The organism is Caballeronia sp. AZ7_KS35, from assembly GCF_023631045.1.
Classification (GTDB): domain Bacteria; phylum Pseudomonadota; class Gammaproteobacteria; order Burkholderiales; family Burkholderiaceae; genus Caballeronia; species Caballeronia zhejiangensis.
This window is the reverse complement of record NZ_JALQDV010000048.1, coordinates 143,882-157,839: the sequence shown is the minus strand read 5'-3', so window position 1 is coordinate 157,839 and position 13,958 is coordinate 143,882. Positions and strand designations below refer to the sequence as shown.

Sequence of the window (13,958 nt, the reverse complement as noted above, 5' to 3'; positions counted from 1 at the left end):
GCGGTTACCTTTTCAAGCGCGTCAGACAGCTCGCGCTTCCTTCATTTGCGCTACCTGCTCCTTGCTATAGCCGAGTTCGAGCAGCACTTCTTCGGTATGTTCGCCGAGCAGCGGCGAGCCCGTGATCTCCGGCTTCAGGTCCGAGAACTTGATCGGGCTGCCGACCGTGAGATATTTGCCGCGCACCTTGTGATCGACCTCGACGATGGAACCGCTCGCACGCAACGACGGATCGTTCGCGAGTTCCTTCATCGTCAGCACCGGCGCGCACGGAATATCGAACTTGCGCAGGATATCGACCGCTTCGAACTTGGTCTTGTCGGCGAGCCATTCTTCGATCTTGCCGAAGATATCGAAAATATGCGGCTGGCGCGCTTCGGCCGTCATGTAGTCCGGGTCCTCGATCCATTGCTCCTTGCCGATTGCGCGGCAGATCGGCGCCCATGCGTGCCCCTGAATCGTGAAGTAGATGTAGGCGTTCGGATCGGTTTCCCAGCCCTTGCACTTGAGCACCCAGCCCGGCTGACCGCCGCCGCCCGCATTGCCGCCGCGCGGCACGACGTCGCTGAACGTGCCGTGCGGATACTGCGGATATTCCTCGAGATAGCCGACGCGATCGAGACGCTGCTGATCGCGCAGCTTCACGCGGCACAGATTGAGCACGCTGTCCTGCATCGACACGGCGACTTTCTGTCCCTTGCCCGTTTGCTGGCGGCCGATGATCGCCGTGAGAATGCCGATCGCGAGGTGCATCCCGGTGTTGCTGTCGCCGAGCGCCGCCGCGCTGATGGTCGGCGGGCCGTCCCAGAAGCCCGTCGTCGATGCCGCGCCGCCCGCGCATTGCGCGACGTTTTCGTAGACCTTCAGATCGTCGTAGTGATGGCCGTCGCTGAAGCCCTTGACGGACGCCACGATCATCTTCGGATTCAGCTTGCTGATGTTCTCCCAGGAGAAGCCCATCCGGTCCAGCGCGCCCGGCCCGAAATTCTCGACCAGCACGTCCGATTCCTTGATGAGCTTCGTGAGCACTTCCTTGCCTTCGGGCTGCTTCGTATCGAGCGTCAACGAGCGCTTGTTGCTGTTGAGCATGGTGAAGTACAGCGCATCCGCATCCGGAATGTCGCGCAGCTGGTTACGCGTGACGTCGCCGGAACCGGGACGCTCGACCTTGATGACATCGGCGCCGAACCAGGCCAGCATCTGCGTGCATGCGGGACCCGCCTGAACGTGCGTGAAGTCGATGATCTTGATGCCTTCGAGTGGTTTCTTGCTCACGAATTTCTCCTGGGTGGCTAGTCTTGGTTACTTTTTCGATGCCGCGCTTTGCGGGTTCAGATTCGTCAGGCGACCGCTCTCCGTGCCGGCCGTTTCGTCGATCACTGCGTTGATGAGCGTCGGCTTGCCCGACTTGATCGCTTCTTCGAGCGCATGCGTGAGCTCTTCGGGCGTCGTCGCGTTGTAGCCGATGCCGCCGAATGCCTCCATCATCTTGTCGTAGCGTGCGTTCTTCACGAACACGGTCGGCGCGACGTCCTTGCCGCCGGTCGGATTCACATCGGTGCCGCGATACACGCCGTTGTTGTTGAACACGATGGTGCAGACGGGCAAGTCGTATCGGCAGATGGTTTCGAGTTCCATGCCGCTGAAGCCGAACGCGCTATCGCCTTCGATCGCGACGACCTGCTTGCCGCTCGTCACCGCGGCGCCGATCGAGAAGCCCATGCCGATGCCCATGATTCCCCACGTTCCGGAATCGAAGCGCTTGCGCGGCTCGTACATGTCGATGATGCTGCGCGCATAGTCGAGCGTATTCGCGCCTTCGTTGACGACATTGATGTCCGGGCGCGTCTTCAACACGTCGCGAATGGCGCGCAGCGCGCTGTGGAAGTTCATCGGCGACGGATTCTTCGCGAGCGTCGCGGCCATCTTCTCCAGGTTCTTGTTCTTGCGCTCGTTGATCGCGCCCGTCCATTCGACGGACGGCTTCGGGAAATCCGCGCCGATGCCCTCGACGAGCGCCGCCACGCACGAGCCGATGTCGCCGATCAGCGGTGCGGCGATCGCGACATTGCTGTCGATTTCGGTCGGCGAGATATCGATCTGCACGAACTTCTTCGGCGCCGAGCCCCACGTCTTGCCCTTGCCATGCGCGAGCAGCCAGTTCAGACGCGCGCCGATCAGCACGACGCAGTCCGCTTCCTGCAGCACGAACGACCGCGCAGCCGACGCCGATTGCGCATGCGTGTCCGGCAGCAGGCCCTTGGCCATCGACATCGGCAGATACGGGATGCCGCTCTTCTCCACCAGTTCGCGAATCTGCGCGTCGGCCTGCGCATACGCTGCGCCCTTGCCCAGCAGGATCAGCGGACGCTTCGCACCCTTGATGACGTCGAGCGCGCGCTTCACCGAATCCGGCGACGGCAACTGACGCGGCGCGGCATCGACCACCTTGATGAGCGATTGCTGGCCCTTGAGCGCGTCCATCGTCTGCGACAGCAGCTTGGCGGGCAGATCGAGATACACGCCGCCCGGACGGCCCGACACGGCCGCGCGGATCGCACGCGCGATGCCGATGCCGATGTCCTCCGCATGCAGCACGCGATAGGCGGCCTTCGCATACGGCTTCGCCGCGTTCAGCTGATCCATCTCCTCGTAATCGCCCTGCTGCAGATCGACGATTTCACGCTCGCTCGAACCGCTGATCAGGATCATCGGGAAGCAATTGGTGGTCGCGTTGGCGAGCGCCGTGAGTCCGTTCAGGAAGCCCGGTGCCGACACCGTCAGGCAGATGCCCGGCTTCTGCGTCATGTAGCCCGCGATCGCGGCTGCGTTGCCCGCATGCTGCTCATGGCGAAAGCCGATGAAACGCATGCCTTCGGCCTGAGCGAGTCGCGCGAGGTCGGTGATGGGAATCCCGACGAGGCCGAAGATCGTATCGATGTCGTTCAGCTTCAACGCGTCGATGACGAGATGGAAACCGTCGGTCAATTGCGGCGCCTGAACTTCGGCGGCTTCCTGTGTTCTTGCCTCGAGTACGTCTGCCATTTGTCTCCCCCAGAGGGCCGGTTATGTTGGTGATATACTAGATATTAGATACAGAATTTGTCAAAGCTTAGTTTGCTGTTCGGGATCGGGATGAACCCTTAGATGAGATGTTTCGGTGTCAAGGCGCTGACGATCATCAGATCAGGCGCGGCACTGCTAAAAAAAGAAAGGCCGCGGACATCTGTCACGCGGCCTTTCTTTTTTCAAATCGAATGCGCAGCTCTTGCGGATGACGCGCGACAGCGTGCGCTTGAAACGCGTCGCTTCGGTATCAGCAGGCGGGATTCATCGCGTCGACGACTTGCTCGGCGCGTCCGTCCAGTCGGTCTGGAAGGGCAAGTCGATATAGGACTGCGGCGAAGCCTGCGTGACCGTGTTCTCTATCCATCGGCGACGCATTGGCGCGAGTACGAACTTCGCGCACACGCCCGCCGCGATCGACGTGATCGCGGTAGCGATGAACACGGCGTTCCATGAACCGAGCGACGCGAGCACCGACGCGAGCGGCACCATCATCGAAGCCGTGCCCTTGGCCGTGTATAGCGTTCCTGCATTGGCGGCGGCGTACTTACTGCCGAAGGTGTCCGCGCAGGTCGCCGGGAAGATCGAGAATATCTCGCCCCAACACAGGAAGGTCAGCGCCGCGAACAGCATGAACATGTAGGGGTTCTGCCCGAACTGCATCAACCCCAGCAGCGCGACGCCTTCGCCCAGGAAGATGATGAACATGGTGTTTTCGCGACCGATCTTGTCCGAGATGAAACCGCATAGCGGGCGCGTGAAGCCGTTGCACAGATTGTCGATGGACAAGGTCATCGCGAGCAGCGGCAAGGTCGCGCCGAACAGACTCACTGGCAAACTTGCGAAGCCGTATTCCTTGGCGATCGGCCCGAATTGCGCAGTGGCGATCACACCGCCCGCCGCCACCGCGACGAACATCGCATAGAGCACCCAGAAGATGGGCGCTCGCACCATCTGTCCGGTCGTGTAGTCGATCTTGGTCGCCACGATGCGCTTGGCCGGCACGATGCCTTTCGGCGGATTCGGCCGCACGAGCAACAGTGCAAGCACGAATATGACGGCGCCTTGCAGAATGCCGAAGAACATGAACGCGTGCTCGTAGCCTGAGCTCTGGATCATGTTCGAGATCGGAATCACCGTGACGGCCGCGCCCGCGCCGAAGCCCGCCGCGGTCAGGCCGGCCGCGAGACCGCGTTTGTCCGGGAACCACTTGAGCGCCGTGCCGACGCATGTACCGTACACGCAGCCGGCACCGATGCCCGCAACGACTGCGGCGATGTACAGATGCATGAGCGTGGTGGCATGGGCGTCGATGATCCAGCCGATCGCAGCGAAGATCGCGCCGCCCATCACCACCGGGCGCGGTCCGAATTTATCGACGAGCCAGCCTTCGACAGGCACGAGCCACGTTTCGGTCACGATGAAGATCGTGAAGGCGGTTTGAATCGCCGCTTGCCCCCAATGGTGCTTTGCGTCCATCGGCATGACGAACAACGTCCACGCATACTGGAAATTGGCGACCAGCCCCATGCAGATGATGCCGATGACCAACTGCACCCACCTGTTCTGACGACGCCCGTGCGACTGCCCGGCCACCGTCGAATCTGCGCTCACCATGTCTGTCTCCGTTATGTGTCATTGCGCTCGTTCGGCGCTTGATGTCGTGCTGAAAAGCCGATGCGTCAGGTTTGTTTGCGAGACGGGCGTGCAGGGGGAAAGCCGATTGACGCGCGCGAGTGGCGCGTGTATTGAGGCAACGATTTCGCTCGACGGGCACGCGATCGAGGTGTGCCGTCGTTTCCTGCTACGTCCGCGCTTTCCTCCAAGTGGTATCGAGAGTGGACAGTGTGAGCATCGTGCGCGAGAAAAAATATAAGGGAAAGTTATTAAAAATTTCGGTTTGGATTAATTATCGTGAATGGATGACGGGGCCAGATTGGCCGCCACGTCTATGCGCGCGCGCCCGGAATGTCCGCGCGACGGCAACAGATATCGCGCGGCAGTTGGTCGGCGGGCATCACCGCGGACTTGCGGCATTCCCGTTCACGATCGCAATGTCTCGTCTAATCAACGATCTGGCGTGCCACTGAAAATTGGCACGTCGCATGCAATGTTGGTTCAAAGCCCGCGTTGCCATCGATACTGAACAGCATGAGCGGCTTCCAGTCACCGGCGCATTGGCGCGCGGTACGGTTGTCAGGAGTCCGCCCATGCCACTCGCCCGACTGCTTGTCTGCTTTCTCCAGTGCTCGCTGGCAGCCGCGCTGCTTTTGCCCGTCGTCGCGGGCGCAGCGAACGTAGCCGCATCCGGCGCGCATGTCGCGGTTCCTGACGATACGGCTACGCCTCACGCGCTCAAAGCCGGCATCGAGCGCCTGCGCACCGGCACATGGTGGGAAGCCAACCGCAAGATGCGCCCGGAACTCGCGCAGGTCGGCGACCTGATCTTTCTCCTGCCCCTTGCCGACAGCAAGCTCGAGCCATCATCGGATGCGATCGGCCGCGTGCAGCGCCTGCGCGAAGCGCTGCGCATCCATCAGATGCGCGAACCCGCCGGATGGACTCGGCTCGTTGCGCAGGTCAAGGCCGCGCGCGCAAAGACCGGCGATCGCTCCGCCGCGCTGCTCGCCGACGCGCTCGTCAACGAGATCCGCTACCGCGACGGAACCGATGGCAGCTACTACGCGCCGGCGCGTTTCTTCATCGAAAGCGGCGTGTGCAAGGATTTCGCCGTCGCCAAATATCTGCTGCTGCGCGACGCGGGCTTCGACATCGCGCGCTTGCGTCTCGTGTCGCTCGCGCCGCGCTACAGGAACACGCCGGACGACTGGCACGTCATCCTCGTCGTGCAGATCGACAACGCGAGCGAGCCGCTCACGCTCGATTCACCGGGTGCGGCATCCGCGAAGCGTGCAGACGATAAGGTTTCCGAAGCATCGGCCTGGACTGGTCCGTCGGCGCTGCTCTCCGCGATCCTCGCTGGTCGCAAGCCTGCCGAAGCAGTGCTGCGCGCGCCCGCAGGACCGCTCGCCGCTCCGCTCAGCGAGTCGGGTCAGGCAGACCGCCCGCTTGCGACGGTCTTCAACGAGCTGGGCAGCCGGTCATTCGACCGCGATGCGCCGCGTGCGCGCAGGACATCGGCTGCCAAGGGACGCGCGAGCGCGATCTACGTCGATGAAGCGGGTGATGCGTGGCAAGTCGACAGCTCCGGCACGTTCCCGAAGTGGCGCGTCGCCGCTGATCGCGCAGACGCGCCCATCAATCAAGGTCCGGCAGCAAGGCTCATTCGCGTGACGGCACGCTGACTGGAGCACTGACTGCAACGGTCCGTCCCGCGGCGAACTGAGAAGCATCCAGTCGCAAAACATCCGACGGTCGTACGAAAGCAGTCTCCCAATATGCGGAACGTTCTTTGCGTCGATAACGACATGCCGATGTCGAACGTCGGCTCATTGGGAGACAAATCATGTCAGTCGATACAAGCCAGATGAACATTGTCGGGAAAGGCGCCGAGACCGCGGATGGTCCGGGCCCCGACGTCATGGCCGCGAGCACGCTGGATGGAAACAACGTACTGAGTTCCGATGGAGACGATGTCGGCAAGATCAAGGAGATCATGCTCGACGTCACATCCGGACGCATCGCGTATGCGGTCCTTTCGAGCGGCGGCTTCCTTGGGATCGGCGACAAGCTGCTCGCGATTCCATGGAGCGCCTTGACGCTGGATACCAACAACAAGTGCTTTCGGATTTCAGCGACCACGGAACAAGTGAAGAGCGCGCCCGGCTTCGACAAGGATGCGTGGCCATCGATGGCAGATCGCTCGTGGGCCGACTCGATTCACCGGTACTACAGCCGGCCGCCCTATTGGCAACGCTTCGAGCGGGACGACGCAACGTATCGCAACGTGCCCCCGGAACTCTGAAGCGAACTTCATTGATCGGCGATGCCGTTAGCCCGCCGCGTCGGGAGCAGTCATTCAAAAACAGATGTACAGGAGATATCGATCATGAAAAAGCTCATCGCTGTTATCGCGTCCACACTCCTCGCCACGACGGCGTTTCAGCACGCGGCAGTCGCCGCAGATGCCTCGGACGCGCAAAAGGCTCAAATGAAGGCAAACAGCGAAAAGATGGAGGAGCAGGCGACGGCGAACAAGAAGAAGGCCGAAGCTCGGAGCGATGCGGCCAAGGCACAGGCATCGGCGGACGAAGACAAGGCTTCCGCTCAGGCCGATGCCGACAAGAAGGCCGCCAAGGGCGCGAAGGCGACCACGGCTGCGGAGGCATCGGGCGCGCGAAACGACGCGGCCAACGCGCAGAGCAAGGCCAACAAGAAGATGCACGATGCCCAGGCGAAGGCGGACAGGAAGAAGCAGGACGCCGCCCACGATGCGAACGTAGCGCAGGCCAAGGCCGATGAAAACAAGGTCGAAGCCCAGAACGACGCGAACAAGAAAGCGGCCGAAGCGAAGGTCGATGCCGCGAAGAAGCAATAAGCATATGCAATAAGCAATGCAGGGGCGCACCGTCCCGGTTCGCCCTTCATCGACTTCACGCGATCGGTATGGTCAACGACCTCTGGTACAAGAACGCGATCATCTATTGCCTGTCCGTCGGCACGTTCATGGACGCGAACGGCGATGGCGTCGGCGACTTTCAGGGCTTGCTGCGGCGGCTCGACTATCTTCAGGGGCTCGGCATCACCACCATCTGGCTGATGCCGTTCCAGCCGTCGCCTGGCCGCGACAACGGCTATGACATCAGCGATTACTACAACGTCGATCCGCGATACGGCTCGCTCGGCGACTTCGCGGAGTTCACGCACGCGTGCCGTCAACGCGGGTTGCGCGTGATGATCGATCTCGTCGTGAATCACACGTCGGATCAGCATCCGTGGTTCCGTGAGGCGCGGCGCGATCCCGATTCGAAATATCGCGACTGGTACGTCTGGTCGAAGAAGCGGCCGGCCAACGCGAACGACGGCGTGGTCTTCCCCGGCGTGCAAAAGACGACGTGGACTTACGACAAGGAAGCGGCCATGTGGTACTTCCACCGCTTCTACGAGTTTCAGCCCGACCTCGATACATCCAATCCGTTCGTGCAGGCGGAGTTGCTGAAGATCATGGGCTTCTGGATTCAGCTCGGCGTTTCGGGCTTTCGCATGGATGCGGTCCCGTTCGTCATCGCCGCCAAGGGCGCACAGGTGAAGCGGCCCGTTGAACAGTACGACATGCTGCGTATGTTTCGCGAGTTCCTGCAATGGCGTCAGGGCGACGCGATCATTCTCGCGGAGGCGAACGTGCTGCCCGACACCGACATGAAATACTTCGGCGACGCGGGCGAGCGATTGCAGATGATGTTCAACTTCCAGGTCAATCAGAACACGTTTCATGCGCTCGCGTGCGCCGACGCCACGCCTCTGAAGAACGCGCTCGACGCGACGAAATCGCGCGCCGCAACCGCGCAGTGGGGCGTATTCCTGCGAAACCACGATGAACTCGATCTTGGCCGTCTATCGCCCGCGCAGCGCGAAGCCGTGTTCGCGGCGTTCGCCCCGGAGCCGGACATGCAACTGTACAAGCGCGGCATTCGCCGTCGTCTTGCACCGATGCTCGACGGAGATCGTCATCGGCTCGAGCTTGCGTACAGTCTGATGCTGACGCTGCCGGGCACGCCCGTCGTGCGCTACGGCGATGAGATCGGCATGGGCGACGACCTGCGCCTGCCCGAGCGCGAAAGCGTGCGAACGCCGATGCAATGGTCGACGGAGCCGCATGCCGGTTTCACGAAGCACGCGCGTCCCGTTTGCCCGGTGATTTCTGGCGGACCCTACGGCTACGAACGTGTGAACGTCGCGAGCCAGCGCCGCGATCCGGACTCGCTGCTGAACTGGATGGAGAGAATGATCCGGATGCGCAAGGAAGTGCCCGAGATAAGCTGGGGCGACTTCGCGATTCTGAAGGCATCGCGCGACGACGTGCTTGCGCTGCGTTACGACTGGCGAAGCAACTCGGTGGTCTGCCTGCATAACTTCAGCGCCGCGGCGTGCACCGTGAAGTTTCGGGTCGGCCTCGGCGCTGGAGAGAACGACGTGCTGGTCAATCTGTTATCCGACGATCATAGTCAGGGCGATGCGAAGGGACAGCATACGGTCGTGCTGGAGCCGTATGGCTATCGATGGTTCCGCGCAGGCGGTCTCGATTATCTTCTGAAGCGCAGCGAAGTGTGACGTTGGAGAGCATGGCCGCATCGACGTGCGGCCGCGGGCGCGCCGTCGCCGCCACCGGCACGCCATGGCCTGAACGCTTGCGCGCGATGAATTCGCACTCCGCGTTCGCGTGATGCCTGCCGTCGATATACCTCGCGGTGCGTATCGCCTCGCGCGGGAGCTTCAGGGCTGCTTTCGATTCACTCGTCGTCACCCTGTCTGCCTCATTCCATGCACTACCCGGTTACTCTCTTAATACGAACGTTTTGGTTTATAGTCGTCGCCAGACCGCCGGCATTGGCCGGCTCCCGGACTTCTGTGCATGAGAACCCCATGACCATTGCGACCACGCCAGAAAAAGCGGCCGCGAAATCCGCCAAAGCCACGAAGGCTACCGCCACTCGCCAACCCAGACAGCGCGATCCCGAAGTCACACGCGCCCGCATTCTCGAAGCGGCGAAGAAGGAGTTCGCGAAACTCGGTCTCGATGGCGCTCGCGTCGAAGCCATTGCGGCCCGCGCGAAGTCCAACAAGCGGATGATCTATCACTACTTCGGCAGTAAGGAGAACCTGTTCCTCGAGGTGCTGGAGGATGTCTACGCCGACATCCGTTCCGCCGAGCAAAAACTCGATCTCGATCATCTGTCACCCGAGGATGCGATCGCCGCCCTCGTCACACATACCTGGAACCACTACCTTCGTCATCCGGAATTCCTGAACCTCGTCAGCAACGAAAATCTTCACAAGGCTCGTCACGTGAAGAAGTCCGCGCGCTTCATGGAACTCCATCAGAACTTCACGTCGATGCTGCAGCGCATCCTCGATCGCGGCGTCGCATCGGGCGCATTTCGCAGCGGCATCGATCCGCGGCAACTGCACATCACGATGGCCGGCATCAGCTACTACTATCTGACCAACCGTTTTACGAGCGGGCTGATCTTCGACTTCGACTTCATGGACAAGGAAGCGCTCGATGCGCGCCTCGCCTTCAACATCGACACGGTGCTGCGGACCATCCGCAAATAGCGAATGCGTTCGCGCCGCTTATGCGGCCGCGAGAAGCCGCTCACACGTCTGACCCTTCCCTCGTGAGCCAGGCGGCCTAGCCCGCTGCCCTTGCCATCGCCGATGCCGAGCGCACGAACGATCGTCAGAGCGCGCGAATGCCCGGTCGCCAAGGAAACGCGCCTCGAGTTGCGCGAGCACCGCGTCGGCGGCCTGCATCCACTTGCTCAAGTCATCCTCCGTTTTCATCGGCCGCGAAACACGTTGACAGCGGCGTTTCGTTGGTCTTAAATAACCCACCAGATGGTTACTTGCTGCGAATGCCGGCACACGAAACCACGTAATTCAAGGTCTTCTGCGAGGCGCTCGGGTTTATCTGAACGGGTCGGCCGAATGCAAATTGCGGGCCTTTTCATATCGATCGGAGACGGCATGAAACTCTCGGAAACACATCAACAGATTCGCGACACGACGCGCCGCTTCGCGCAGGAAGTCATCCGTCCGCTGGCGGAAGAACTCGACCGCGAAGAGCGCTTTCCGGCGGAGGTTTATCGGCAGATGGGCGAGCTCGGGCTTTTCGGCATCACGGTGCCGGAAGCATTCGGCGGCGCGGGTCTCGATGCCGCCGCGTACGCGCTCGTCATGGAAGAACTGTCGCGCGGCTATTCGTCGGTGGCGGATCAATGCGGCCTGCTCGAACTCGTCGGCACGTTGCTGAGCGTGCACGGCACCGAGGCGCAGCGCGCGCAGTACATGGAGCCGTTGTTGCGCGCGGCGCTGCGGCCCGCGTACTGCATCACCGAATCCGATGCGGGCACCGACGTCTCCGGCATTCGCACCACGGCCACGCGCACCGCCGAAGGCTGGGAGCTGAACGGCGCGAAGCTGTGGATTCACAACGCGCCCGTCGCGGATGTCGCGTTCGTGCTCGCGCGCACGAATCCCGCCGCGGGCAAGCGCGGCATGAGCATCTTCATCGTCGATTGCGATCTCGAAGGCGTGTCGAAGGGACCGAAGGAACACAAGATGGGCCAGCGCGCGTCGCAAGTGGGCGAGCTGCATTTCGATCGCGTGAAGCTGCGTCACGATGCATTGCTCGGCGAAGAAGGACGCGGCTTTCACATCATGATGAGCGTGCTCGACAAGGGCCGTGTCGGCATCGCGGCGCTGGCGGTCGGCATCGCGCAGGCGGGGCTCGAAGCCGCGCTCGACTATGCGCAGACGCGCAAGCAGTTCGGCAGCCATATCGCCGAATTTCAGGGCGTGCAGTGGATGCTCGCCGACATGGCGAAAGACATTCAGGCCGCGCGCCTGCTCGTGCACGACGCGGCCGAGCGTCTCGATACGGGCGACCGCGCCAGCATCGCCTGTTCGATGGCGAAATGCTTCGCGGGCGACACCGCCGTCAAGCACAGCGCGAACGCCGTGCAGATATTCGGCGGCAGCGGCTACATTCGCGGCTATGAAGTGGAGCGGCTGTATCGCGACGCGAAGATCACGCAGATCTACGAAGGCACCAATCAGATTCAGCGCACGATCATCGCGCGCGATCTCGTCGCGAACGGAGCATCGCTGTGAGCGCGCGGCCCATTGCGCTCGTCACGGGCAGCCGGCGCGGCATCGGACGCGCGATCGCCATCGAGCTCGGATGCGCGGGCTTCGATATCGCCCTCACCGATATCGCCGCATCCGATGAACTCGATCAGGCCGTGCGCGATGTCGAGGCAAGCGGCGCGCGCGCCATCGCCGTCATCAACGATCTCGCCGATATCGACAGCCATCGCCCGATGCTGCTCGATATCGAAGCGCGGCTCGAAAGCACGATCGACTGCCTCGTGAACAACGCGGGCGTCTCGGTCATGTCGCGCGGCGATCTGCTCGACGTCACGCCGGAAAGTTTCGACCGCTGCATGACGGTCAATACGCGCGGCACGTTCTTTCTCATGCAGACGTTCGCGAAGCACATGCTGGCTCGCACGCGCGCGAGCGTCGCGGCGCATCCGAGCGTCATTACGATCACGTCGTCGAATGCAGTCGCGGCGTCGCCGTTGCGCGGCGAATACTGCGTATCGAAGGCCGGGCTTTCGATGGCGAACACGTTGTTCGCGCTGCGGCTCGCGCCGCACGGCATCGGCGTGTATGAAGTGCAGCCGGGACTCATCGCGACCGAGATGACCGCGCCGTCGAAGGAACGCTACGACCAGCAAATGGAGCAAGGTCTTACCGCCATCAATCGCTGGGGCACGCCGCAGGAAGTGGCCGTCGCCGTGCGCACGCTCGCCACCGGCGGATTGCCCTACAGCGTTGGCCAGGCCATCCGTGTCGACGGCGGCCTGCTCGTCACCAAATACTGATCCGACATGAACTCGACCATCAGGCTCCCGGCCGCATCCGGCACACTCGAGACATATCGTCTGCAAGGCGTGCCGCTCGACGTACGCACGCCCGCCGCGCCCTTCAACCGCATCGCGTATTCGGCGGCGCACGTCGTCGCGGATCCGTTGCGCGCGGGCGAACTGAACGGCACGCCCGCCATCGACTGGGCGCGCACGCTCGACTATCGGCGCTATCTGTTGCAGCAAGGCTTGGGTATCGCCGAAGCGATGGATACCGCGCAACGCGGCATGGGCTTGCCGTGGCCGAGCGCGCTCGAACGGATCACGCGCACGATCGAGGGCACGCGCGACATTCCCGGCGCGCGCATCGCGTCCGGTTGCGGCACGGATCATGTCGCGCCGCGCGATATCTCGACGTGCGATGCAGTCATCCGCGCCTACGGGCAGCAACTCGAAGCCGTGCAACGCGTGGGCGGCCGCGTCATTCTGATGGCGAGCCGCGCGCTCGTAAAAGTCGCGCGCACGCCGGACGATTACCGGCGCGTCTATCGCGAAGTGCTCGCGATGTGCGATCAGCCGGTGATCCTTCACTGGCTCGGCGAGATGTTCGATCCCGAGCTCGAAGGCTACTGGGGCGCGGACGATCATCCAGGCGCGGCGCGCGTGTGCCTCGACGTGATCGGCGAGAACGTCGGGAAGGTGGACGGCATCAAGATCTCGCTGCTCGACGACGCGAAGGAAATCGCGTTTCGCCGAGGCCTGCCGTCATCGGTGAAGATGTACACGGGCGATGACTTCAACTATCCGAGTCTCATCGCCGGCGACGAGCACGGCTTTTCGCACGCGCTGCTCGGCATTTTCGATGCGATCGCGCCAGCGGCGTCGCAGGCGCTCGCCGCACTCGCAAACGACGATCTCGACACCTTTCATGCGTTGCTGTCGCCGACCGTCCCGCTGTCGCGCCACATTTTTCGCGCACCGACGCACTACTACAAGACGGGCGTGGTCTTTCTCGCGTATCTGAACGGCTTTCAGGATCACTTCTTCATGCCGGGCGGACATCACGGCATGCGCCCGCCCGCCTATCTCGCGGATGTGTTCCGGCTCGCGGATCAGGCGCGTCTGCTGCGCGATCCGGCGCTCGCTATCGAGCGCATGCGCAAGGTGCTCGCGCCGCTCGGCATCGAGGCATGAGCGCGCGAATCTGCTTTCGTTGACGCATTCACGGGCGCTGGCATACGTGAGCGCGCTCGGACGCCGCGGCCTGAGAATCGAACTCGGCTGGCCCATCGGCCCGCTGCGCCCACGCGATCCGCGCGCATCAGGATCGCTTGCGCCTCT

The 13,958-nt window shown here is 62.5% G+C and carries 12 protein-coding genes; 9 read left to right on the top strand and 3 right to left on the bottom strand.

Translation table 11 applies throughout. The features are described from left to right. Positions 1–21: 21 nt before the first annotated feature. The 3 genes from frc to oxlT form a co-directional block, all read right to left on the bottom strand. Positions 22–1,275 carry a formyl-CoA transferase gene (gene frc / locus NCT05_RS30270; protein WP_008346490.1) on the bottom strand — a complete coding sequence of 418 codons (1,254 nt, stop codon included), beginning with the start codon at positions 1,273–1,275 and terminating at the stop codon, positions 22–24. A gap of 27 nt (positions 1,276–1,302) precedes the next feature. Then, positions 1,303–3,045 (bottom strand): oxalyl-CoA decarboxylase, encoded by a 1,743-nt coding sequence (gene oxc, locus NCT05_RS30265; protein ID WP_250503885.1) that lies wholly within the window; start codon positions 3,043–3,045, stop codon positions 1,303–1,305. 285 nt (positions 3,046–3,330) lie between these two features. Then, positions 3,331–4,683: an oxalate/formate MFS antiporter gene (oxlT, locus tag NCT05_RS30260; protein WP_250503884.1), complete on the bottom strand. Its 1,353-nt coding sequence runs from the start codon at positions 4,681–4,683 to the stop codon at positions 3,331–3,333. 230 nt (positions 4,684–4,913) lie between these two features. Between oxlT and NCT05_RS30255 the strand changes: the two genes are divergently transcribed. The 9 genes from NCT05_RS30255 (at position 4,914) to NCT05_RS30215 (ending at position 13,811) form a co-directional block, all read left to right on the top strand. Next, positions 4,914–5,156, top strand: coding sequence for a hypothetical protein (locus NCT05_RS30255; RefSeq protein WP_250503883.1), 243 nt, complete (start codon positions 4,914–4,916; stop codon positions 5,154–5,156). 120 nt (positions 5,157–5,276) lie between these two features. Continuing rightward, the gene (locus NCT05_RS30250; protein ID WP_250503882.1) at positions 5,277–6,371 is read left to right on the top strand and encodes a transglutaminase-like domain-containing protein; all 1,095 of its coding nucleotides are present in this window, start codon (positions 5,277–5,279) and stop codon (positions 6,369–6,371) included. A 161-nt stretch (positions 6,372–6,532) separates the two neighbouring features. Next, positions 6,533–6,991, top strand: a complete 459-nt coding sequence (locus tag NCT05_RS30245) for a PRC-barrel domain-containing protein (RefSeq protein WP_008346482.1) — start codon at positions 6,533–6,535, stop codon at positions 6,989–6,991. Between the two features lie 84 nt (positions 6,992–7,075). Next, on the top strand, positions 7,076–7,564 hold the full coding sequence (locus NCT05_RS30240) for a hypothetical protein (RefSeq protein WP_008346481.1): 489 nt from the start codon (positions 7,076–7,078) through the stop codon (positions 7,562–7,564). Between the two features lie 68 nt (positions 7,565–7,632). Beyond that, complete coding sequence (locus NCT05_RS30235) at positions 7,633–9,297, top strand: alpha-amylase family protein (protein WP_250503881.1); 1,665 nt, start codon at positions 7,633–7,635, stop codon at positions 9,295–9,297. Between the two features lie 210 nt (positions 9,298–9,507). Beyond that, positions 9,508–10,302 (top strand): TetR/AcrR family transcriptional regulator, encoded by a 795-nt coding sequence (locus NCT05_RS30230; RefSeq protein WP_502801806.1) that lies wholly within the window; start codon positions 9,508–9,510, stop codon positions 10,300–10,302. Between the two features lie 411 nt (positions 10,303–10,713). Beyond that, positions 10,714–11,859: an acyl-CoA dehydrogenase family protein gene (locus NCT05_RS30225; protein WP_250441399.1), complete on the top strand. Its 1,146-nt coding sequence runs from the start codon at positions 10,714–10,716 to the stop codon at positions 11,857–11,859. Then, positions 11,856–12,635, top strand: coding sequence for a 3-ketoacyl-ACP reductase (locus NCT05_RS30220; protein WP_008346475.1), 780 nt, complete (start codon positions 11,856–11,858; stop codon positions 12,633–12,635). The genes NCT05_RS30225 and NCT05_RS30220 overlap by 4 nt, the downstream gene beginning before the upstream one ends. 6 nt (positions 12,636–12,641) lie before the next feature. Beyond that, on the top strand, positions 12,642–13,811 hold the full coding sequence (locus tag NCT05_RS30215) for a dihydrodipicolinate synthase family protein (protein WP_250503880.1): 1,170 nt from the start codon (positions 12,642–12,644) through the stop codon (positions 13,809–13,811). Positions 13,812–13,958: the final 147 nt, after the last annotated feature.

Excerpts from the sequence above, each read along its gene's own strand:
- oxc (WP_250503885.1), bottom strand. The coding sequence starts at position 3,045 with ATGGCAGACGTACTCGAGGCAAGAACACAGGAAGCCGCCGAAGTTCAG.
- NCT05_RS30240 (WP_008346481.1), top strand. The coding sequence starts at position 7,076 with ATGAAAAAGCTCATCGCTGTTATCGCGTCCACACTCCTCGCCACGACG.
- NCT05_RS30215 (WP_250503880.1), top strand. The coding sequence starts at position 12,642 with ATGAACTCGACCATCAGGCTCCCGGCCGCATCCGGCACACTCGAGACA.
- NCT05_RS30230 (WP_502801806.1), top strand. The coding sequence starts at position 9,508 with ATGCACTACCCGGTTACTCTCTTAATACGAACGTTTTGGTTTATAGTC.
- NCT05_RS30250 (WP_250503882.1), top strand. The coding sequence starts at position 5,277 with ATGCCACTCGCCCGACTGCTTGTCTGCTTTCTCCAGTGCTCGCTGGCA.
- oxlT (WP_250503884.1), bottom strand. The coding sequence starts at position 4,683 with ATGGTGAGCGCAGATTCGACGGTGGCCGGGCAGTCGCACGGGCGTCGT.
- NCT05_RS30235 (WP_250503881.1), top strand. The coding sequence starts at position 7,633 with ATGGTCAACGACCTCTGGTACAAGAACGCGATCATCTATTGCCTGTCC.
- NCT05_RS30225 (WP_250441399.1), top strand. The coding sequence starts at position 10,714 with ATGAAACTCTCGGAAACACATCAACAGATTCGCGACACGACGCGCCGC.
- NCT05_RS30245 (WP_008346482.1), top strand. The coding sequence starts at position 6,533 with ATGTCAGTCGATACAAGCCAGATGAACATTGTCGGGAAAGGCGCCGAG.